Source organism: Bacillus sp. SIMBA_154 (assembly GCF_046536015.1).
Classification (GTDB): Bacteria; Bacillota; Bacilli; order Bacillales; family Bacillaceae; genus Bacillus; species Bacillus pumilus_P.
Genome location: NZ_JAWJBV010000001.1, coordinates 92,449 through 110,329 on the forward strand (window position 1 = coordinate 92,449; position 17,881 = coordinate 110,329).

Here is a 17,881-nt window from a genome sequence, read left to right on the forward strand (position 1 = left end):
TTAGAAGCAGAGGTTTTCTTTTTTGCATGCTGGCTCATATAGTATGAGAGGAGGGATGTAAATGAAGACAACGTCGTTTGGAAAAATTGAATGGCAGCTGGATGAAGCCAAGCTGGATGATGTGGCAAAGCAGCTTGGAATAGGGAAAGCGGCTTTCCATTTATCCAATCAAACAAGTACCGAGCATCTTCTTTTACCGGGGTATAGATTCCCAGAAGGTACCCATGCATTTCATTCCATAGGTGATTTGCAGAGATTTATTTCACCTTACCGGCTGCAGCAATCAGATGATTGGATCAACGGAACATTTGAATACGATAGTGCTCAATTAGAAGAAGAGTTAAGACATTTGAAAGCCGTATTTCCTTTTCTTCATATCAGTGTGATTGGTCATTCAGTGCTTGATACGCCTATTTATGAAATTCGGACAGAGCCAGCTCAGCATTTACATTCTATTCATCTCAATGCCTCTTTTCATGCAAATGAATGGATCACCACCTCTGTTTTATTAAAATGGTTGAAATCCCTTTGTTTAGCCGCGTCTGATCCAGTGCAAGCGAGACATTATGAAGCGGTTCATATACTGCAAACCACCGCACTATCCATCGTGCCAATGGTTAATCCAGATGGAGTGGATTTGGTTCGCAATGGCCCAGAATCACTAGGTCTAAGCAGTGAAAAATTGACATCGCTAAATGGTGGGTTTTCCGATTATAGAGAATGGAAAGCTAATATTCGAGGAGTTGATTTAAACAATCAATTTCCTGCTTATTGGGAAATCGAATACTACCGTAATCAGCCGAAGGTGCCGTCTTATAGGGATTTTCCTGGTGATCAGCCGTTAACAGAACCAGAAGCGAAAGCGATGGCAAATCTTGCGTTACGCAAGCGCTTTGACCGGCTGATCGCCCTTCATACACAAGGAGAAGAGATATACTGGGGCTTTCTTGGCCACGAACCAGCGATATCCAAAGATACGGTCAAACAATTCGAACAGGTGAGCGGCTACAAACCGATTCAATACCTTGATAGCTATGCAGGCTATCGTGATTGGTTTATTTATCAATTTCAAAGTGAGGGCTATACAGTGGAGCTTGGTCTAGGGAAGAATCCTCTTTCCATGAATCAATTTGATTCCATTTATGAAAAAACAAAGCGGCTATTATGGGAAGCTTGTAAGTGTTAAAAAGCACCTGTCTGGTGTTTTTTAACATTTGAAAATAAATCAATTTCTTATTGTCAATAAAAACAGCGTTGAAGTGATTGACGAGGGCCTCCTTGTAAGCTATTGTGAAAGAAATAGATGTAAAAAAAAGGATATGTTTTAGGGAGATGTCGATCATTGAGTGCTCAAAGCCTGTGGAAAAGAAATTTTACTTACTTATTTGTTTCTAAAATGTGCAAAATCACTGCTGATAGTTTATCTTTCAACACCATCTTGTGGCTTTTAGTGCTAGGCGGGAAAGGGGCAATAGGGACAGCGTTTTTTATTGCGGTCAGCTTTGTTCCTCAAGCGATCGTCGGGCCATTTATTACCCCAATGATGAGGCCGCATCAATTGAAATTCTGGATGTGCTTTGCTGATTTAACGCGAGGAGCGATTATCCTTGTGATCGTGATCAGTTACTTTCATGGTTTTTCCCCATTAGCACTCATCATTGGCGGTATGCTGCTGCATTCGGCGACAGGAGGCTCCTATGAACCGGCGTCGGTATCAATTATTCCAAAGCTTGTGCATGAGGACGTCATACAAAAAGCGAATGCAACCATCCAATCAGCAAGTCATGTGGTAAGGCTTGTGACGGTTACGGTTTGTGGTGTCATGATCGCGTTTGTGGGGGTAGGGTATACAATGCTTGTGATCATTCCTCTTTACCTCATATCAGCTTTATTGGTTTTAATGATTACATATCAAACAGAAGTCATCATTGATAAAGGCAAAAAAGGGCTATCATATGGCAAAAGATTAATGAGGGGATTTTCACTTGTTAGGAGCCATCATATTTTGTTTCCATTAGCGATTTTTTGCGTCTGCTCAAACTTCGCTGCAGCGCCCTGGGAAGCATTGTCTGTTATTTATTTGACAGAAGAATTAAATAGTGGACCGGTGGTTTATTCATTGATCAAAGTCACAACAGCACTAGGCGCATTTTTGATGGGGTTTGTTTTGACAAAGATCAAAGTGAATCGGTATGGATTGCTGTTTATAGGCGCAGGGATCGTTGATGGAATCGCATTCTTCATCACAGGAATGAACGCATTATTACCACTTGTGTTTATATCAGCTTTTGCCTTAGGCGCAGCCATCAGTGCAGTCAATGTTCCCGAACATACGATGATTCAATTGTCAGTGAAGGCAGAGGATCAGCCGCAGGTATATGCGATTATCAACATGATCTCCTACTTAATGATTCCGTTAGGTGCCCTCATCGGCGGCTATATGGCCACTCTATTTGGTTCTGGGTACGTTATTGCAGCAGGAAGGATCATTGAAGCTGTTTCTGGTATCTGCCTGCTTCTGTTCACAAAGATTGGGAAGGTAGAGAGGACGGATTTGACGATAGAACGAGACAAACCTGGCTTAAACGCAACGTGATCATGGCTTTTTTAAATGAGGATAGGTTACAATGAGGACGAGGAAACATGAGGATTCAATTGAAAGGAGCAAGAAACATGGCCATAGCAGATGTCACCATCATTCCAATAGGAACTGAAACACCAAGCGTGAGTTCATATGTAGCAGATGTACAAAGAATTTTGGAAGGCTTTCAACAAGAAGGGAAAATCAAATATCAGTTAACACCTATGAATACGTTAATTGAAGGTGAATTATCCGTTTTATTTGAGGTCATTCAGCGCATTCATGAGGCACCTTTTGAAAAGGGATTACACAGAGTAGCAACCAATATCCGCATTGATGACAGACGGGATCAAACAACAACCCTTACAAGCAAATTAGAAAGCGTGAATAAGCACTTGAATCAATAAAAAAAGCCTGCTACATGCAGGCTTTTAATGTGCAGTTGGATAACCGCTATAGATGATGGTCATGACAGTAAACCATCCAAAAACCAAAAATGTAGCGCCAGCAAAAGCGATGGCAAGTACGTTCACTTTTTTAAGTGAGCGATAGATGCCGAGAGCGGCTAAAATCGTGACTAGACCGAAAATAATGACGAGCATCATATGAAAATCCCCCTTTGTCATCAATCCCCTTGATTTCCTTTCTTTTCATTTTAACCGTTTTCATAAAGCTTGTCGAGTAGATTCCAGTTGACGATTGTTTGAATTTTTATTGAATAGCCTTCATAATAAAAAAGAATGAATAAAGTAGGTGATGAAAAATGAATTGGAGAAGAATGCCACTAGGCTATGTACAAGCAAATGCGTATATTTGGAAAAACGAGCAGGGAGAATGCTTAATTTTTGATCCAGGTGGTGAAGCGCAAAAGCTGATTTCCTATGTGAAAGAAAAACAGCTCACACCGCTCGCTGTCTTACTGACACATGCCCATTTTGATCATATTGGTGCGGCAGATGAGGTGCGTGCAGAGTGGGGAGTGCCACTATATGTACACGAACATGAAAAAGAGTGGCTCACGAATGCTGAGTTAAACGGCTCAGCTCGATTGATTGGAAATGGAATTACTGTCAAAGAAGCTGAAAAATTGATTACGTCAGAAGGTACTCTTCAAATCGGATCGTTTACATTAGACATATTCCATACACCTGGGCATTCACCAGGCAGTATGTCTTACTACTCGGCGGAGGAGGGATTTGTCATTTCTGGTGACGCTTTATTCCAAGGCGGCATCGGGAGAACAGATTTAGTGGGCGGCAGCCAGGAAGTGCTGCTTCAATCGATTCATGACAAATTGTTATCATTGCCAGAATCCACTCTCGTTTTAAGTGGACATGGCGGGGAAACAACTGTGCTCACGGAGCAGGAACAAAATCCGTTTATTCATGGTTTTTCTCTTTAAATGTAGGTATGAAAAAAGCATCTCTTCTCAATGAGATGCTTTTTTCTATTAATGTCCGGTACCGGGAACCATGATGAAAATCGAATAATATGTAAATCCGGCAAAGAAAATCGTCAAGTACGCTCCGAAAATGTAAATATACATTCTTTCGGATAAATTCAAGTAGGATAAAAATACAAAAAGAACGGTTTGACCGAAGAACAGCAAGGATGCATCTTTCATATGTCCTAAATAGAACATGACAGCAAAAATACCCGTCCAAAAGCCAAGCACGCGGAACATGCGATTCATTTCTTTCCCTCCCCTTAAAAACCCCTTTGATTCATATTATAGCTGATCATCACTTGTTATGTAAACATTTACATTTTTGACAACGTGTGAACATTTATTTAGTAAGATGAAAAAAATTTTTTGAAAAAGTGTTTATGCCTAAATACATAAGGGTACTTACTCCATAAGAGAAAAGGTTAACGACCTAAGGAGGAAGACTAATGAGTGACATTACTTTTTATTCATACCCGAGCTGCACGTCTTGCCGCAAAACAAAACATTGGCTAAAGGCGAATCAAATTGATTTTAAAGAGCGTCACCTTTTCAGAGAAACGCCAACTCTAGATGAATTAAAAAAGATTCTTTCCTTAACGACAGAGGGAATGGATGAAATTTTAGCCACGCGAAGCCAAGCTTTTAAAAGCTTAAATTTAAATATTAATGATTTAAAAGTAAACGAGGTACTTGAGCTTCTCATTGAAAAACCAAAGTTGCTGCGGAGACCGATCATCATTGATGGGAATAAATTAGTGGTTGGCTATAATCCCGGGGAACTCATGAAAATATCAAAAAAGAAAGCGATTCATCAATCGGTTTCCTAATAAAAAACGAAGATCAGCTGAAACATGCTTCAGCCGTCTTCGTTTTTGTGCTGAACTGGGCTAGCTGGGTTCGAACCAACGATCACGGAGTCAAAGTCCATTGCCTTACCACTTGGCTATAGCCCAATATCAAACGTGTAATGATATTGTTCACCATCTGCGGTCATTTATACATAAAGTTTGGTTTGTCACTAGTTTTAAGTGAAAAAGGAGCGAAAGAAATAAATGAAAAATGAAAAATCTGAACAATTATATGAATTTATTCTAAAAGAAGCGCCTGTCATGACCGAAGAATGGTTGAAAACAAGAACAGAAGAAGGTTCATTATACTCTAAACATGCTTCAGAGGAGACAGAAAAGAAACTGAAGGAACAAAACACAGCGTTTATTCAAACCATTGCAGCGACGCTTGTAAAGGTATCAGACAAAGCAGAGAACCATTTGAAAAAGTGGTCTGTTGATATCGCTCGTGATCGAGCAGTTCACGAGGTGCCCTTATATGAAATCATCGGCCAATTTAAGGTATTCCGCCACATCTTCTGTTCGAGAATCGAGACATTCACACAAGAAACAGAGCTAGAAGTGACGCTGCAAGATGTGTGCGGATGGAATCAGCATTTTCACGGGACGTTTGATGATATGATTGAGCGTTTATCAGAAGAATATGACCGCGTGACACTGAGTCAGCTAAATGCACAAAGAGAAATGATCCAAGAACTTAGTGCCCCTGTTATTCCAGTATCAAAAGAGATCGGGATTTTACCGCTGATCGGCGAAATTGATACGTACCGGGCCAAAATTATTTTGGAGTCAGTACTAGAACAGGCTTCAAGACTGCGTTTGATCCATTTATTTATTGATATATCTGGCGTACCAGTTGTTGATACAATGGTTGCTTATCAGCTCTTTAAAGTGGTTGATAGTGCGAAGCTTCTAGGAATTGAGACGATTATTTCAGGTATCCGGCCAGAGATTGCTCAGACAGTTGTCAAACTTGGCATTGATTTCTCAAAAGTAAATACTGAACATAGCCTTGCAAAAGCGTTAGAAAAGAGAGGATTCCGTATCTTTGAAGAGGCAATATGATCAAAAAACCTGCACTTGTAAAAGTCAGGTTTTTTGATTTGCTCTTTTTTTATATTTAATAAAATGCATCCTAAGTTAAGGATTTTAACGCTTTATCAGTCATTAAAATCGTGAAATGCGCTTTTGTCAGACGGGTTCCTCCATCTTACAATAGGGTCAGAGAAAGGAGTGAACCACTTGTATGGTATTGAATATTTGGGACAAGAGCTGCTAGAAGAAGCATGCCGCATGAGAGCATCTGATGTTCATATTGTCCCAAAAGAAAAGGAAGCTTCGGTATCTTTCCGTGTAGACTCAGATTTAATCCAGCAGCGAGCCATTGATAAAAAAAGCGGGGAACGGTTAATTGCTCATTTTAAATTTTTATCCTCCATGGATATCGGCGAAAAAAGGAGACCGCAAAACGGGTCATTGGCTGTGATGCTGAGAACTGGCCAAGTGTTTGTTCGAATGTCTACATTACCGACTGTAAATGATGAAAGTTTAGTGATTAGGATTTTACCGCAGGATCATATCCCGAAAACAAAATATCTGTCGTTATTTCCGAAAGCCTCAGCCAGATTATTATCATTTTTGAATCATTCGCATGGACTCATTTTATTTACTGGGCCAACCAATTCAGGGAAAACAACAACACTTTATTCATTGATACAGTTTGCAAAAAAGCATTTCAACCGAAATATTATTACACTTGAAGATCCTGTGGAAACAAGAAATGAAGAAGTGTTACAGGTCCAAGTCAATGAAAAAGCAGGCATCACGTATGCGGCGGGATTACGCGCTATTTTAAGACATGACCCAGATATGATTGTGCTAGGAGAAATAAGAGATGCTGAAACAGCCAAAACGGCAATTAGAGCAGCACTGACAGGCCATTTAGTGATGAGTACGCTGCATGCGAAAAATGCAAAAGGTGCCCTTTACCGAATGCTTGAATTTGGTGTGACGATGAATGAGCTCGAACAAACAATGGTTGCGATTGCTGCACAGCGATTAATCGAGCTCACGTGTCCATTTTGCGGGGAAACGTGTCAGCTATATTGCAAATTAAATCGACCGGTCAGACGAACGAATGTTTTTGAATTACTTTACGGAAAGGAGCTTGGTGAGTGTATCAAAGAGGCCAAAGGAGAATATGCTCACTCGTCATATGAAACACTGCAAAGATTAATTCGTAAAGGAGTGGCACTGGGCTATCTATCGAAAAACACATATCATCGCTGGGTTTATGAAGAAGCGAGTCTCTAAAGCCTGGTCTAGAAGAGAACAAGCTGAATTTCTATCAAAACTTGCTCAATTGATTCAAGCTGGATATACATTGATTGAGGCATTAACGATGGTGAATATCCAGTTATCAAAGAAGCAACAGCAGCTATTAACAAGAGGCATTCAGTGGCTGCTTGAAGGGGAGTCTTTTTATGTGGTGCTGGAGAGACTCCATTTTCAGCGGGAAGTCATCGCCATTCTCTGTTTTTCAGAGAAGCATGGCAGCCTAGCACGCGCTCTTGAGCAAAGCTCACGTTTTTTAGAGAAAAAAATCAAGCAGTTAGACACGTTCAAACGTATGTTACGGTACCCGATCTTCCTCGTCTTTACGGTCTTGGTTGTGCTAATACTTGTTCAGCAGATGATCATTCCTCAATTTTCTTTATTGTACTCATCGATGGATACCCGCATGTCATGGCTGATCCAAGGGATGTTTGGACTCTTTCAATTCCTACACGCTTTCCTCCTCATCATAGGCTGTATGTGTATCTTTTTGGCTGGATATTATCATGTCTTTTTTAGGAAAAAGTCAGCCCTTGAGAAACTGAGAGTGATGAGCAGGCTGCCTGTGTTATATAAAGGGATGCAGCTGATGCATACGTATCTTTTTTCCCTTCAGCTAAGCGGGCTTCTTCAAGCTGGATTATCGATGTATGAAAGCTTGCAAGCTTTCAAACAGCAAAGCTATTTACCCTTTCTTCAAGAAATATCTGAACAGATGATTGGAGAATTAAGAAAAGGAGAAAGCATGGAACATCAACTAAGCGGGTCTCCTTTTTTCGAAAAACATTTTGCAGCTGTCATCAAGCATGGTGAAGCTAGCGGGATGCTTGCAAGAGAATTGTACACGTATAGTCAATTCCTATTGGAGAATGCAGAGCTGAAAATTGAAAAATGGGTTTCATGGCTGCAGCCGGTCATATATGGTTTGACAGCGCTCCTTATACTCATTGTGTATTTATCTATTCTTTTACCGATGTATCAACTAATGGAACAAGTGTGAGGAGGAGGACAAAGGCATGAATGATAAAGGATTTACACTGTTGGAAATGTTAATTGTCATGCTCGTGATTTCCATTCTTTTACTCATTACCATTCCGAATATCACACGTCACCATCAAAGCATTCAAGCGAAGGGCTGTGAAGGGCTCAAATCAATGGTGAGTACACAGGTGATGGCATATGAATTAGAGCATGATGGCAAGACACCATCTTTAGCTGAATTAGAAAAAGAAGGCTATGTCAAAAAGGGATTAACTTGTCCTAATGGAAAAGCCATTGTCATTCAAAACGGCGACGTGAAGCATGAATAAGTTGCTTTTACATGAGAAGGGTTTTACCCTCATTGAACAGCTCATGATCTTACTTGTTTTATCTATTCTATTGTCGGTCATAGGAGGAAAAGTCCCAAGTATATTAGAAAGTGCTGAAGCAAAAAAACAAGTGAACATCATGAAACAAGATCTCCAATTGGCTGCTTATACGGCATTTATCAAAAAAACCCGTGTGAATGTTGACATTCATCCACACCATGTATCCTATCAAATAATAGATCAAAATGGTGATGAGGTGATTGCTTCTCATCAGCATAAAAAAGGCATCATCAAGCATTCTACATTTCCACAGGGGATCCACTTTAATGTAAATGGACATCCGAGCAGCGGCGGATCTCTCATTGTTCAATTTGGCAGTCAAACTTATAAACTCACGATTTATTTAGGGAGCGGGCGGATCCATGTTCAAAAACAATAGAGGATTTAGTACGTTTGAGATGCTGTTAGCTTGCCATACCTTTCTATTTGCAGCTCTTGTGCTCATGCCAGCCTATGAAAAACTAATGATGGGAAAAAAGGAATTAAGAGCAAAACTTGAAGCTTACCAAGTGTTACATGAACATATGAACGAAGCGTTCATAGAAGGTACAAAGCCATCCGTCAAAAAGAAGAGAGGCGAGATCACATATGAACTCCATTGGAGTAAGCAGAGGGGATGTGTATCATACAAAGTACACAAAAAGAAGACGATATGCTTTCGTCATGTTGAATGATGAACAGGGATTTACACTTGTACAAGCTTTGTGGCAATTGCAACTATTTCTGTTCCTTTCTTTTGGCTGTGTGCTCATCTTTTCTGTTGCAGAGAAAGCCCATCCATTTGAAGAAATCAACCAATTTTCACAAATGGAGTGGAAGCAAACTGTACTGCAATTAGAGGAGGAATTAAGCCGTGCACTGGCTGTTAGAGCGGTGAAAGAAGGAAAAGTGTTAGAGTATATTTCCGACCAAGGGCGAGTTGTGAGGGTTGAGCCATATCAAGAGATGCTGCGGAAGCGAATGGATCAGGCGGGGCATCTTCCTTTATTGCAAAAGGTGAAACAATTTCGCGTCAGAACAGATCAGCAAACAACAATCCTTGAAGTCACAGATGTATCTGGTAAGGTGTATGAAGCCATTTTTTTCACATATAAAGGAGTGGTTCCTAAAAAACGTGAAAAGTGAAGAAGGGTTTATCTATCCGCACGTACTTGCTACGATTCTTTTCTTCCTTTTGATCCTAGGCTCGATGACGATTGGGTTTCAAAATGAGCTGAAAAGTGCAGAGCTGACGATTTCCTTTTATAAAAAACAGCAGCTATTTAGAATGGGTGTAAGTGAGGCTGCAAGCAAATTAAATCGTATTTGTGATCAGCCGAATACTCATGTGGACACTGAAGAAGGACGTGTGACATTGAAACAGATCGGGTGCGATCAAAAGAAAAAACATGTCCATATGCTGGTCGGCGTTAAAACAAAGGATGGTTTAGCAGATGAGCGGGAATTGGTGATGGATGGGAAGACCGGTGAAATTATGAAATGGACAATCCCTGATTAGCAGTGTATAAAATCACACTCTTCCTGGTAACACTTTAAGGAAGAAGAGGTGAATGTTCGTTGAAAACAAATGACTATGTAAAATATATGACACAGGAAATCATTAAATATATGAATACACCACGTGACGAACGGAAGGAACATAAACAAGAAAAGATGGAAACAAAACCGCCATTTTCACAGCGTTTATTTGGTGTTCTGCCGTTTGGCTTTTCAATGATGCTAAAAAAACGACATCGACAAAAGTAAAAAGCCGCCAGCAGGCGGTTTTTTTGTGCCGCTTTAGCTGTATTCTTCAACGACAATGACTTTATTGACCTTGTTTGAGTAAGGGTTATAGGAAATGGTGACAAATACCCCAAATTCTTTGGCATGATCTTTTAACGTAATATGATACTGTTTCACAGATTCTTTTTCCCGATGCCTGTCCCATACTTTTTGTTTAAATAAGACTTGTGCTAACGGATATCTTTTCTTTGCTTCTTTGACAGCTCTTGTTTCCCATTGATCTGCGGCAGTAGTGAATCCTCTCGCATCTGCAGGTTTGGCGTCTTGTATGACAGGACCCAACAGTAAACTGAGCATGATCATGATTTTTCTATATTTCACTTAACATCACCTCATCAGTTATTATCCTGACCAAATCCTACACTTTTATGTAAATTTTTAAGAAGTACAAATGTCACAGAAAAAAATATAGAATATGGCGAAAGAATGAGAAAATGGAAGAATTTTCTCGGAAGAGTTCTTGTTTAAGAACAAAATGGACTAATTTGACGTTTTGGGTTTTATAGGTATTTCCTTATACTGAATGTAATCGTTCTCTTTAAAGAACAATCGTCCAAGGAGTTGGAAGAATATGAAACAGTCGCTCTTTGTACTCTTTAGTTCCATTTGTTTAATTTTCATGTCTCTTCTTATCACATCTACTAACGCTTCTTTTAACGATGTCGAGCATACAAATTTTGTGATGAACACGTGTGAAGATTTTGAACAGACAGATCAGCATTGTCAGCCAAAGAAATGGGATAAAAGTGATTTAAAGCTCATAGATCAAACGATGATCGAAGGAACAGTCTGTGCGCCTCAAAAGCTGAGCATGACATTAAAAAATATTGGACAACCCATAGCGCACTCTGAATGGAAGTGGGAATTACACAAAGTAGAAAGTGATCAGAAACCATTACAGGATGGTCATATTCTTGAAAAGGGCTCTATACAACACCTTTCATCAGAAGAAACGACGACTGTCACAACAGATAAAGCAAAAACGAATGGAATCTATGCATTTAAAATCTATTTTCCTAATGGAATTGGTGCATCTGAAAAAACATTCTTTTGGTCTAAACATATGCAGCTCTCAAGCTGTCAAGAAAAGATATCTTAAATGGAGCTGTCTGCTGAATGAAAAAAATGATATGAAAAGGGGAGAAGAGACATGAAAAAATGGATGAAAATGTCTGGCAGTATTCTTTACGCAACGGTTTTCACGATGATGATTGCATGTATTATTGTTGTGTTGTCATCAAGAACAACAGGTGGAGATCCTCAGATTTTCGGTTATCAATTCAAGCAAGTATTATCTGGCTCAATGGAACCGGAATTTTCGGCTGGGTCGCTGATTGTAGTACAACATGTGACCTCACCTGATACGCTCAAAAAAGGGGATATTATCACTTTTCAAACGAAGCAAGACAAGTCCTTTGTGACTCACCGAATTGTTGGGGTAAAAGGAAATGGAACAAATAAAGCCTTTGAGACAAAAGGAGACCACAATATGTATCAAGACGGCACGCTGGTAAAAGCGGATCAAGTGGTTGCGCAGTATACGGGAATGAACATCCCTTATGCAGGAAAGTTTCTTTCGTATGCCGGGACCTCGGCTGGAACCGCTTTGCTGCTGATTATACCAGGTGTGATGCTGCTCGTTTATTCAACAATTCATTTTGTGGGCGCTGCGAAACATCGAAGACACACGGCTGATTTACATATGTCAGAGAAACAAGCATAAATTTTCGTTTGTAACCTAATTAGGTTTCAATAAAACAATTTATTAGGGGGTTTATTCATGGCTATCAAAAAATCAATTCGTTTAGGTGTATTATCAGGGGCATTAGGCCTTGCTCTAATCGGCGGGGGAACTTGGGCGGCATTTAATGATGTAGAAAAGGCAAACGCGGTCTACTCGACAGGAGAGCTGAATTTATCTGCAAAAGAGAACTCTGGCGCCATCAACCTTGCGAACTTAAAACCTGGTGACCGAATAAAGAAAGAATTTAATTTTGAAAATAAGGGGTCGCTTGCGATTAATCAAGTGCTGATGAGTCTTGATTATAGCCAGTTTAAAGATGGAACTTCTGCGAAGAATGGCGGTAAGAATACAGCTGAAGAATTCCTCAGCCAGTTTCAGGTGAGTGTTCTTACGGTTGGAGCCGAAGGTGGAAATGGTTATCCGAAAAATATTATTTTAGACCATGCAAACCTGCTTGACCTGCATCAATTAACGTCAAAACAGGATCAGACCGCATTTGAAAAGCTTCGTCATGCCGTCGATGAGAAGTTTTTACATGAAAGTGGTAAAATTAATGTAGCAACCGTTGATGGAACAGTGGCTCCAGAGTATGACGGCATTCCAAAGAATCCGTTTGATTACGATAAAATGGAAATGATCATTGAATTTGTCAATGACCAGACGAAGGATAAAGCTGGTCACTATATCCAAAATAAATACCAAGGCGATGCGATTCAAATTGATCTTTCCTTCGAAGCGACTCAGTGGAATGGTTTAACGATCAATCCCAAAAAGCATACGGATGAAAAAGGCTACGTGAAAGAAAACGAAAAAGCACACAGCGAAGATAAAAAATAAATACAGTCTTTAGACTGATATATAAGCTCTGCATAGCAATTGGAGGAGTATGCGCTAAAACGTGCGCTTTACTCCTCTTCTTGCTGTTTTTTCCAGATTTGATAATCTAAAAATTCACGAAATTGCTTTTTCGAAACCCCTGATGTCATTGCATCTCGAACTAGTTTTTCCCATTCACTATCTAATTGACCATCGTATTCGGTTTCATCTTTTTCGTGTAACAGTGTATGAACCGAGACGTCCAGAACGGCGGAGATTTTTTCAAGAAATTGAATGGAGGGGTTTGTTTGCAAGTTTCTTTCTATTGAGCTTAAATAAGACTTCGCTACCCCAGCCTTTTCGGCCAGTTCTGATAGTGAGTAGCCTTTTTCATTGCGGTATTGTTTAATACGCTGGCCAATCAATGTCATCACCTTCCTTTCGATATTATAGCACATTCAGAAAGGTTTGATAGAATGACTTCTTACCAGAGGGGGAGACTCAGAGGACTTTTCCTTTGATTTGAGAAAATGACGGACTTCTTCAACTGTTAGCCCTGCTTTGCGAGCTTCGCGTAATAATTGAACCCATTCACTGTCTAATAATTTCGTTTTCTTTTCCATACAAATACCCTCCTAAAATACTGAATCGTGTATTTCAGGCACTTAACGCATTAAATGGAAAGACACAGGTGGTAAGACCTCATAGGTTGCTTGCGTCATGTTTCCGCCCAATACAAACAGACAAACTTTGCTTTTGACTGATCGAAAATCGTATGTCACATGAAGGGGAGGGGACTCGTGAGTCAACCTCCTCTTTTTTGCTGTAAGTAAAAAAGCCCGCCATTTTCAATCGTAAGACTGATTTTTGGTTCGTATAAAGTTTTAAGTGCTTGTCTTTCTATTTCATATTCTACAGATGTGTCTGAAGTCCCTTCATAAAATTGGTTTAAAAGTTCCGAGTCTTCTTTCCACTTTTGAACAGCCCTCACCGCCCAATCGTCCGGCTCCTCATGGGCATAACGCTCCATCAGGCTATAGAGCCGTTTGACGCCGCTTTCTGGCTTAATCATTGTACTCATCGTAAAGCAATAATCAGGAATTTGAGACGACAGCTCACGGGCTTCGAGCTTTTCTTGAAATTGTTCTATGACTTCTCCTCGTATCAGATGAAGCCCAAGTGACAGCAGCTTATCCTTTTTACGGTCTGCCAGGTAGGATATTTTCACATTGAGACCAAGCCATGGTTCCAGCGCGATCTGGTTGTTGCTAAGCGGTCTCACTCTTTCGTAGAGCCGGATAAATCGGCCTTGCTGCTTAACAGCCTCGAATATTTGAAATAAACGAGGGGAGCCGAAGTGGACAAATTCACCTTCGACCGTGTCACCGGCTTTTTTTTGATCGGTGATTAAGGTCAGTTGCCGCGGCTCAGGTACACCGCCCGTTTTTTCGAGCCAGTGCCAATAAAAAGGGCGGTTCATAATCAATTTATCCATTTCGATCGTTAGCTGCACTGTCATATGTCCTGCACTTTCTTCTAATATGTCGCATTGGTTCGCCTGAAAGAAACGGAGAAGAAATGTATGAATGTCACGCTGCTCCATTGATCAACTCTCCTTTATAAGCCTTGCTGCCTTTTTTCTAAAAGCGGTGTTTGTGCTTCTGTTAAATAGGAAGCAAACTGGGTTAATTTCTTTTTCATGTCTCCGTCAGATTTGTGCTGAAAGAGTATATGATGCAATTCTGTTTCGGCATCTTGGATATCAATTCGCGTTAAAATATCATCTAGATCGCCAATGACGTTTTCAAACAGCTGAATTTTTTCATATAAAAGCTTTAGAATATGTTCCTCGACTGTTCCGTTCGTTGCCATATTGTAAATGTGGACATCCCGCTCTTGGCCAAGGCGGTGGATACGTCCAATTCTCTGTTCTAGACGCATCGGATTCCACGGAAGGTCGTAGTTGATGATCTGGTTACAAAACTGAAGGTTAATCCCTTCGCCGCCGGCTTCTGTAGCAATTAACACTTGAGCCCGTTCTCTAAATAAATCTTTCATCCAGTCTTTTTTGCTCCGCTTAAAGCCGCCTCGAAAAGGAACCGAGCTAATGCCGTTTTGCTGAAGAAACCATTGTAAATAAATTTGTGTCGCACGATATTCAGTGAAAATAATCACTTTCTCATTTAACTGCTGAATGAGTTTGACGACTTCCAGCGCCTTTGAATTTTGCTCGACTTGGTTGATTTTCTCCATGATTTGCGCAATGGCAGAAGATCCTAAAATGTGTTTTTCTTCTTCCTGCATTTTTTTAATCGTCATATAGACCGCCTCGCGGCTTGAGCAGCATTCCCGTTCCAAGGTCATGATTGAAAACATGTGCTTTGTATAAGCTGGATTCTCTTTCAGCTTGCAGATTTCATCATATAACGCTTGCTCTGTCGGAGAGAAATGAATGGAAATCGTCTTGACATGCCGTTTTGACCACTCGATGCCAGTGTCTTCTCTTCGGTTACGAATCATCACTTTATTGATTAGCTGTTTCAATCGATCATGATCTTCAAGCTGCAAGTCCTTTTTGGCAAAAACATCTTTAAACTGATGTTCATTCCCAAGATGGCCCGGCTTCAGAAGGGAAACGAGATTGAAAATTTCTCCGATTCGGTTTTGAATAGGCGTAGCTGTAAGCAGGAGGCAGAACTTCTTATTTAGATTTCTCACAAATTCATAGTTTTTCGTTTTATTGTTTTTCAGTTTGTGTGCTTCATCAATAATGACCATATCGTAGGCGATAGATAAAATCGTGTCTCGATGCGGCTGTCTTTTGGCTGTATCAATTGAGGAAACTACGACGTCACACTGCTCCCACACATAGCTTTTTTTTTGTTCGACAGCATCAATGTAAAATTTCGTCCGCAGCTCCTGCACCCATTGAGACACAAGGGAGGCGGGGACGAGAATGAGAATTTTTTTGGCAAGTCCACGAATCATGTATTCTTTGATAATGAGCCCTGCTTCTACAGTTTTCCCAAGTCCCACTTCATCTGCTAGAATGGCTTTCCCGTTCATCTCTTCTACGACTCTTCTGGCTACTTCGAGCTGGTGTTTTAAAGGAGTGAAGTCAGGTAGGTGCGTAGGAGCTTGCAAACCCTCGAATGAATCAATCGCCGTGACTTTCTGAACCTGCGTCGCTAATCGGTACATATCCCAGTTCGCCCAGGGACCGTCTGCTGAAAGCCGCTGCTGAAATTCACTTACCCATTCTTGATCAAAAATCGTTTGAATATTCAATGTCATCGCCTGCCTTTCTAGTCGGTTTATAATAAAATCGTTCTGTTTTTAAACGCTTCATTTTTTGAGAGATCTTTAAAAGACTATATATTTCAATAAAAGCGAACGATACTGAACATTTATTTTAAAAATGTTAATGATTTTTCTGTTGCTCTTGATCCATTTCTAATGGTAGGATGTTGGTAAGTGATCTAGAAAATAAGTCACCCATTTTGATAGTATGTCCAATAAATGTGAAGAATATGAGCGGATGATGGTATGGGGAGAGACTTGGCGGTTATTTTGCACTGGCAGGCGCCGAAGGAGCAAGCTGAATTGATTCAGTGAATCTCTCAGGCAAAAGTACTCTTACCGGACGCAACTCTGGAGAGTGTTTGCTCATTGTTTTTTTAGCAAACCACCAAAGGGGAAAACGCACAATGATGTTGTGCTGTAAACTTTCAGGTGCAAGGACAGAGACTTCTTTTTGATAAAAAGGGAGCTCTCTGTCCTTTTTTGCTGTGATTTTTTTCTGAAAATTCAGCTTGTGATCTGCACTGTAAGAAAAAAGGGGGAAACGATTGATGTTGAAACGAACACCGCTTTTTCATGCGTATGAAACGTTTGGCGCAAAAACCATTGACTTCGGGGGCTGGGAATTACCTGTCCAGTTTTCTTCCATTAAAGAAGAACATGAAGCTGTTCGAACAAAAGCAGGGCTTTTTGATGTGTCTCACATGGGTGAGGTGGAAGTCAAAGGTCAAGATGCCCTTCCTTTTTTACAAAAGCTATTAACCAATGATCTGTCTAAGCTGACGGATGGTAAGGCACTATATACAGCCATGTGTTATGAAGATGGCGGGACTGTGGATGACCTGCTCGTCTATCAAAAAGAAAAGAACAACTATTTGCTTGTCATTAATGCATCAAATATCGAAAAAGATGTGGATTGGCTGCTCAAGCATCAAGGTGAAGATGACGTATTGATCAAAAACGTCTCTGATCAAATCGCCTTGCTAGCACTTCAAGGACCTCTTGCTGCTGACATCATCAAGGATGTGGCGGACGAAGAGGTGACATCTCTCAAGCCATTTACGTTTTTATCACAAGCTGAGGTCGCTCAAAAAGAGGTGCTTGTTTCAAGAACTGGCTACACAGGAGAAGACGGCTTTGAAATCTACTGCCAGTCAGAAGATGCCGTTCACATTTGGTCGGCTTTATTAAAAGCGGGCCAGCCTAAAGGGTTAATGCCGTGCGGGCTCGGTGCACGTGACACCTTGAGATTTGAAGCAAGACTTCCGCTTTATGGTCAGGAGCTCACAAAGGATATTTCCCCATTAGAGGGCGGGATTGGTTTTGCTGTGAAAATGGATAAAGAAGCTAATTTTATTGGGAAAGAAGCGCTCAAAAAGCAAAAAGAAGAAGGAGCGAAGCGGAAGCTTGTCGGCATTGAAATGATTGATAAAGGGATTCCGCGTACAGACTATCCGGTCTTTTCAGGAGAGAAGCAGATTGGAATTGTCACAACGGGTACACAATCTCCAACGTTAAAGAAAAATATCGGGCTTGCTTTGATCGAAACATCAGAGGCGCAGCTTCAGGCAGAGGTGGAAGTACAAGTTCGTAAAAAACGTCTAAAAGCCAAAATCGTCGCCACACCATTTTATAAAAGAGCCAAATAACGAGGGG

Annotated in this window: 25 protein-coding genes, 1 tRNA gene and 2 riboswitches; of the genes, 18 read left to right on the forward strand and 8 right to left on the reverse strand. The window is 40.5% G+C overall.

Features of this window, described 5'->3' with window-relative positions; genetic code table 11:
• The first annotated feature begins 61 nt into the window (after nucleotides 1-61).
• The 3 genes from R0K30_RS00510 to R0K30_RS00520 all read left to right on the forward strand — a co-directional run bounded on the left by R0K30_RS00510 (nucleotide 62) and on the right by R0K30_RS00520 (nucleotide 2,988).
• The gene (locus tag R0K30_RS00510; RefSeq protein WP_410608558.1) at nucleotides 62-1,186 is read left to right on the forward strand and encodes a M14 family metallopeptidase; all 1,125 of its coding nucleotides are present in this window, start codon (nucleotides 62-64) and stop codon (nucleotides 1,184-1,186) included.
• Nucleotides 1,187-1,342: 156 nt separating this feature from the next.
• Nucleotides 1,343-2,596: an MFS transporter gene (locus R0K30_RS00515; protein WP_410608560.1), complete on the forward strand. Its 1,254-nt coding sequence runs from the start codon at nucleotides 1,343-1,345 to the stop codon at nucleotides 2,594-2,596.
• Nucleotides 2,597-2,673: 77 nt separating this feature from the next.
• Nucleotides 2,674-2,988, forward strand: a complete 315-nt coding sequence (locus R0K30_RS00520; RefSeq protein ID WP_099726646.1) for an MTH1187 family thiamine-binding protein — start codon at nucleotides 2,674-2,676, stop codon at nucleotides 2,986-2,988.
• A gap of 24 nt (nucleotides 2,989-3,012) precedes the next feature.
• Here R0K30_RS00520 and R0K30_RS00525 read toward each other — a convergent pair whose 3' ends face one another.
• The gene (locus R0K30_RS00525) at nucleotides 3,013-3,186 is read right to left on the reverse strand and encodes a DUF2759 domain-containing protein (protein WP_003217333.1); all 174 of its coding nucleotides are present in this window, start codon (nucleotides 3,184-3,186) and stop codon (nucleotides 3,013-3,015) included.
• Between the two features lie 158 nt (nucleotides 3,187-3,344).
• Between R0K30_RS00525 and R0K30_RS00530 the strand changes: the two genes are divergently transcribed.
• Nucleotides 3,345-3,983, forward strand: a complete 639-nt coding sequence (locus tag R0K30_RS00530) for an MBL fold metallo-hydrolase (RefSeq protein WP_099726647.1) — start codon at nucleotides 3,345-3,347, stop codon at nucleotides 3,981-3,983.
• Nucleotides 3,984-4,031: 48 nt separating this feature from the next.
• On the opposite strand, the gene R0K30_RS00535 is transcribed toward R0K30_RS00530, so the two are convergent.
• Nucleotides 4,032-4,274: a DUF2626 domain-containing protein gene (locus R0K30_RS00535; RefSeq protein ID WP_003217440.1), complete on the reverse strand. Its 243-nt coding sequence runs from the start codon at nucleotides 4,272-4,274 to the stop codon at nucleotides 4,032-4,034.
• Between the two features lie 200 nt (nucleotides 4,275-4,474).
• Here R0K30_RS00535 and R0K30_RS00540 point away from each other — a divergent pair, with 200 nt between their 5' ends.
• Nucleotides 4,475-4,855 carry a Spx/MgsR family RNA polymerase-binding regulatory protein gene (locus R0K30_RS00540; RefSeq protein ID WP_034319603.1) on the forward strand — a complete coding sequence of 127 codons (381 nt, stop codon included), beginning with the start codon at nucleotides 4,475-4,477 and terminating at the stop codon, nucleotides 4,853-4,855.
• Nucleotides 4,856-4,910: 55 nt separating this feature from the next.
• On the opposite strand, the gene R0K30_RS00545 is transcribed toward R0K30_RS00540, so the two are convergent.
• Nucleotides 4,911-4,981: transfer RNA gene (locus tag R0K30_RS00545), tRNA-Gln, on the reverse strand.
• A 99-nt stretch (nucleotides 4,982-5,080) separates the two neighbouring features.
• On the opposite strand from R0K30_RS00545, the gene R0K30_RS00550 reads away from it, so the two are divergent.
• The 9 genes from R0K30_RS00550 (at nucleotide 5,081) to R0K30_RS00590 (ending at nucleotide 10,326) form a co-directional block, all read left to right on the forward strand.
• Nucleotides 5,081-5,941, forward strand: coding sequence for an STAS domain-containing protein (locus tag R0K30_RS00550; protein ID WP_099726648.1), 861 nt, complete (start codon nucleotides 5,081-5,083; stop codon nucleotides 5,939-5,941).
• Between the two features lie 177 nt (nucleotides 5,942-6,118).
• Nucleotides 6,119-7,189, forward strand: coding sequence for a competence type IV pilus ATPase ComGA (gene comGA / locus R0K30_RS00555; RefSeq protein ID WP_099726649.1), 1,071 nt, complete (start codon nucleotides 6,119-6,121; stop codon nucleotides 7,187-7,189).
• Nucleotides 7,170-8,210, forward strand: a complete 1,041-nt coding sequence (comGB, locus tag R0K30_RS00560; RefSeq protein ID WP_410608564.1) for a competence type IV pilus assembly protein ComGB — start codon at nucleotides 7,170-7,172, stop codon at nucleotides 8,208-8,210. The genes comGA and comGB overlap by 20 nt, the downstream gene beginning before the upstream one ends.
• Before the next feature lie 16 nt (nucleotides 8,211-8,226).
• Nucleotides 8,227-8,520, forward strand: coding sequence for a competence type IV pilus major pilin ComGC (gene comGC, locus R0K30_RS00565; RefSeq protein ID WP_008360227.1), 294 nt, complete (start codon nucleotides 8,227-8,229; stop codon nucleotides 8,518-8,520).
• Nucleotides 8,513-8,959: a competence type IV pilus minor pilin ComGD gene (gene comGD / locus R0K30_RS00570; RefSeq protein ID WP_099726651.1), complete on the forward strand. Its 447-nt coding sequence runs from the start codon at nucleotides 8,513-8,515 to the stop codon at nucleotides 8,957-8,959. The genes comGC and comGD overlap by 8 nt, the downstream gene beginning before the upstream one ends.
• Nucleotides 8,960-8,978: 19 nt before the next feature.
• On the forward strand, nucleotides 8,979-9,254 hold the full coding sequence (gene comGE / locus R0K30_RS00575; protein ID WP_256499678.1) for a competence type IV pilus minor pilin ComGE: 276 nt from the start codon (nucleotides 8,979-8,981) through the stop codon (nucleotides 9,252-9,254).
• Nucleotides 9,169-9,705 (forward strand): competence type IV pilus minor pilin ComGF, encoded by a 537-nt coding sequence (comGF, locus tag R0K30_RS00580; RefSeq protein ID WP_257213624.1) that lies wholly within the window; start codon nucleotides 9,169-9,171, stop codon nucleotides 9,703-9,705. Before comGE ends, comGF begins: the two co-directional genes overlap by 86 nt.
• Nucleotides 9,695-10,078, forward strand: a complete 384-nt coding sequence (locus R0K30_RS00585) for a competence type IV pilus minor pilin ComGG (protein WP_099726654.1) — start codon at nucleotides 9,695-9,697, stop codon at nucleotides 10,076-10,078. Before comGF ends, R0K30_RS00585 begins: the two co-directional genes overlap by 11 nt.
• Before the next feature lie 59 nt (nucleotides 10,079-10,137).
• The gene (locus tag R0K30_RS00590; RefSeq protein ID WP_008360237.1) at nucleotides 10,138-10,326 is read left to right on the forward strand and encodes a YqzE family protein; all 189 of its coding nucleotides are present in this window, start codon (nucleotides 10,138-10,140) and stop codon (nucleotides 10,324-10,326) included.
• A gap of 33 nt (nucleotides 10,327-10,359) precedes the next feature.
• Here the strand turns inward: R0K30_RS00590 and R0K30_RS00595 are convergent, their stop codons facing one another.
• Nucleotides 10,360-10,686 (reverse strand): YqzG/YhdC family protein, encoded by a 327-nt coding sequence (locus R0K30_RS00595; RefSeq protein ID WP_099726655.1) that lies wholly within the window; start codon nucleotides 10,684-10,686, stop codon nucleotides 10,360-10,362.
• Between the two features lie 250 nt (nucleotides 10,687-10,936).
• Here R0K30_RS00595 and tapA point away from each other — a divergent pair, with 250 nt between their 5' ends.
• Genes tapA through tasA form a run of 3 tightly spaced genes read left to right on the forward strand, consistent with a single transcriptional unit; the run spans nucleotide 10,937 to nucleotide 12,946 of the window.
• Nucleotides 10,937-11,464 carry an amyloid fiber anchoring/assembly protein TapA gene (gene tapA / locus R0K30_RS00600; RefSeq protein WP_099726656.1) on the forward strand — a complete coding sequence of 176 codons (528 nt, stop codon included), beginning with the start codon at nucleotides 10,937-10,939 and terminating at the stop codon, nucleotides 11,462-11,464.
• Between the two features lie 51 nt (nucleotides 11,465-11,515).
• A complete protein-coding gene (gene sipW / locus R0K30_RS00605) occupies nucleotides 11,516-12,088 on the forward strand; it encodes a signal peptidase I SipW (RefSeq protein WP_099726657.1) in 573 nt (190 codons plus the stop codon).
• Between the two features lie 57 nt (nucleotides 12,089-12,145).
• Complete coding sequence (gene tasA / locus R0K30_RS00610) at nucleotides 12,146-12,946, forward strand: biofilm matrix protein TasA (RefSeq protein WP_099726658.1); 801 nt, start codon at nucleotides 12,146-12,148, stop codon at nucleotides 12,944-12,946.
• Between the two features lie 68 nt (nucleotides 12,947-13,014).
• Here tasA and sinR read toward each other — a convergent pair whose 3' ends face one another.
• From sinR to R0K30_RS00630, 4 genes are all read right to left on the reverse strand, one after another.
• Nucleotides 13,015-13,350 carry a transcriptional regulator SinR gene (sinR, locus tag R0K30_RS00615; protein WP_099726659.1) on the reverse strand — a complete coding sequence of 112 codons (336 nt, stop codon included), beginning with the start codon at nucleotides 13,348-13,350 and terminating at the stop codon, nucleotides 13,015-13,017.
• A 33-nt stretch (nucleotides 13,351-13,383) separates the two neighbouring features.
• On the reverse strand, nucleotides 13,384-13,548 hold the full coding sequence (locus R0K30_RS00620) for an anti-repressor SinI family protein (RefSeq protein WP_099726660.1): 165 nt from the start codon (nucleotides 13,546-13,548) through the stop codon (nucleotides 13,384-13,386).
• Nucleotides 13,549-13,730: 182 nt separating this feature from the next.
• Nucleotides 13,731-14,528, reverse strand: coding sequence for a YqhG family protein (locus R0K30_RS00625; protein ID WP_099726661.1), 798 nt, complete (start codon nucleotides 14,526-14,528; stop codon nucleotides 13,731-13,733).
• Between the two features lie 14 nt (nucleotides 14,529-14,542).
• Nucleotides 14,543-16,213: a DEAD/DEAH box helicase gene (locus tag R0K30_RS00630; protein WP_410609140.1), complete on the reverse strand. Its 1,671-nt coding sequence runs from the start codon at nucleotides 16,211-16,213 to the stop codon at nucleotides 14,543-14,545.
• 250 nt (nucleotides 16,214-16,463) lie between these two features.
• A riboswitch (glycine riboswitch) is annotated at nucleotides 16,464-16,571 on the forward strand.
• Nucleotides 16,572-16,574: 3 nt separating this feature from the next.
• A riboswitch (glycine riboswitch) is annotated at nucleotides 16,575-16,671 on the forward strand.
• A gap of 105 nt (nucleotides 16,672-16,776) precedes the next feature.
• Between R0K30_RS00630 and gcvT the strand changes: the two genes are divergently transcribed.
• A complete protein-coding gene (gcvT, locus tag R0K30_RS00635; protein ID WP_099726663.1) occupies nucleotides 16,777-17,874 on the forward strand; it encodes a glycine cleavage system aminomethyltransferase GcvT in 1,098 nt (365 codons plus the stop codon).
• Nucleotides 17,875-17,881: the final 7 nt, after the last annotated feature.

Bases quoted from the DNA above. Each gene is read 5' to 3' on its own strand.
- comGF (WP_257213624.1), top strand. From the start codon at position 9,169: ATGAACTCCATTGGAGTAAGCAGAGGGGATGTGTATCATACAAAGTAC.
- tasA (WP_099726658.1), top strand. From the start codon at position 12,146: ATGGCTATCAAAAAATCAATTCGTTTAGGTGTATTATCAGGGGCATTA.
- R0K30_RS00510 (WP_410608558.1), top strand. From the start codon at position 62: ATGAAGACAACGTCGTTTGGAAAAATTGAATGGCAGCTGGATGAAGCC.
- comGC (WP_008360227.1), top strand. From the start codon at position 8,227: ATGAATGATAAAGGATTTACACTGTTGGAAATGTTAATTGTCATGCTC.
- R0K30_RS00530 (WP_099726647.1), top strand. From the start codon at position 3,345: ATGAATTGGAGAAGAATGCCACTAGGCTATGTACAAGCAAATGCGTAT.
- R0K30_RS00525 (WP_003217333.1), bottom strand. From the start codon at position 3,186: ATGATGCTCGTCATTATTTTCGGTCTAGTCACGATTTTAGCCGCTCTC.
- R0K30_RS00540 (WP_034319603.1), top strand. From the start codon at position 4,475: ATGAGTGACATTACTTTTTATTCATACCCGAGCTGCACGTCTTGCCGC.
- sipW (WP_099726657.1), top strand. From the start codon at position 11,516: ATGAAAAAATGGATGAAAATGTCTGGCAGTATTCTTTACGCAACGGTT.
- comGE (WP_256499678.1), top strand. From the start codon at position 8,979: ATGCTGTTAGCTTGCCATACCTTTCTATTTGCAGCTCTTGTGCTCATG.
- R0K30_RS00620 (WP_099726660.1), bottom strand. From the start codon at position 13,548: ATGGAAAAGAAAACGAAATTATTAGACAGTGAATGGGTTCAATTATTA.
- R0K30_RS00625 (WP_099726661.1), bottom strand. From the start codon at position 14,528: ATGGAGCAGCGTGACATTCATACATTTCTTCTCCGTTTCTTTCAGGCG.
- R0K30_RS00520 (WP_099726646.1), top strand. From the start codon at position 2,674: ATGGCCATAGCAGATGTCACCATCATTCCAATAGGAACTGAAACACCA.
- comGD (WP_099726651.1), top strand. From the start codon at position 8,513: ATGAATAAGTTGCTTTTACATGAGAAGGGTTTTACCCTCATTGAACAG.
- R0K30_RS00535 (WP_003217440.1), bottom strand. From the start codon at position 4,274: ATGAATCGCATGTTCCGCGTGCTTGGCTTTTGGACGGGTATTTTTGCT.
- gcvT (WP_099726663.1), top strand. From the start codon at position 16,777: ATGTTGAAACGAACACCGCTTTTTCATGCGTATGAAACGTTTGGCGCA.
- R0K30_RS00550 (WP_099726648.1), top strand. From the start codon at position 5,081: ATGAAAAATGAAAAATCTGAACAATTATATGAATTTATTCTAAAAGAA.
- comGB (WP_410608564.1), top strand. From the start codon at position 7,170: ATGAAGAAGCGAGTCTCTAAAGCCTGGTCTAGAAGAGAACAAGCTGAA.
- tapA (WP_099726656.1), top strand. From the start codon at position 10,937: ATGAAACAGTCGCTCTTTGTACTCTTTAGTTCCATTTGTTTAATTTTC.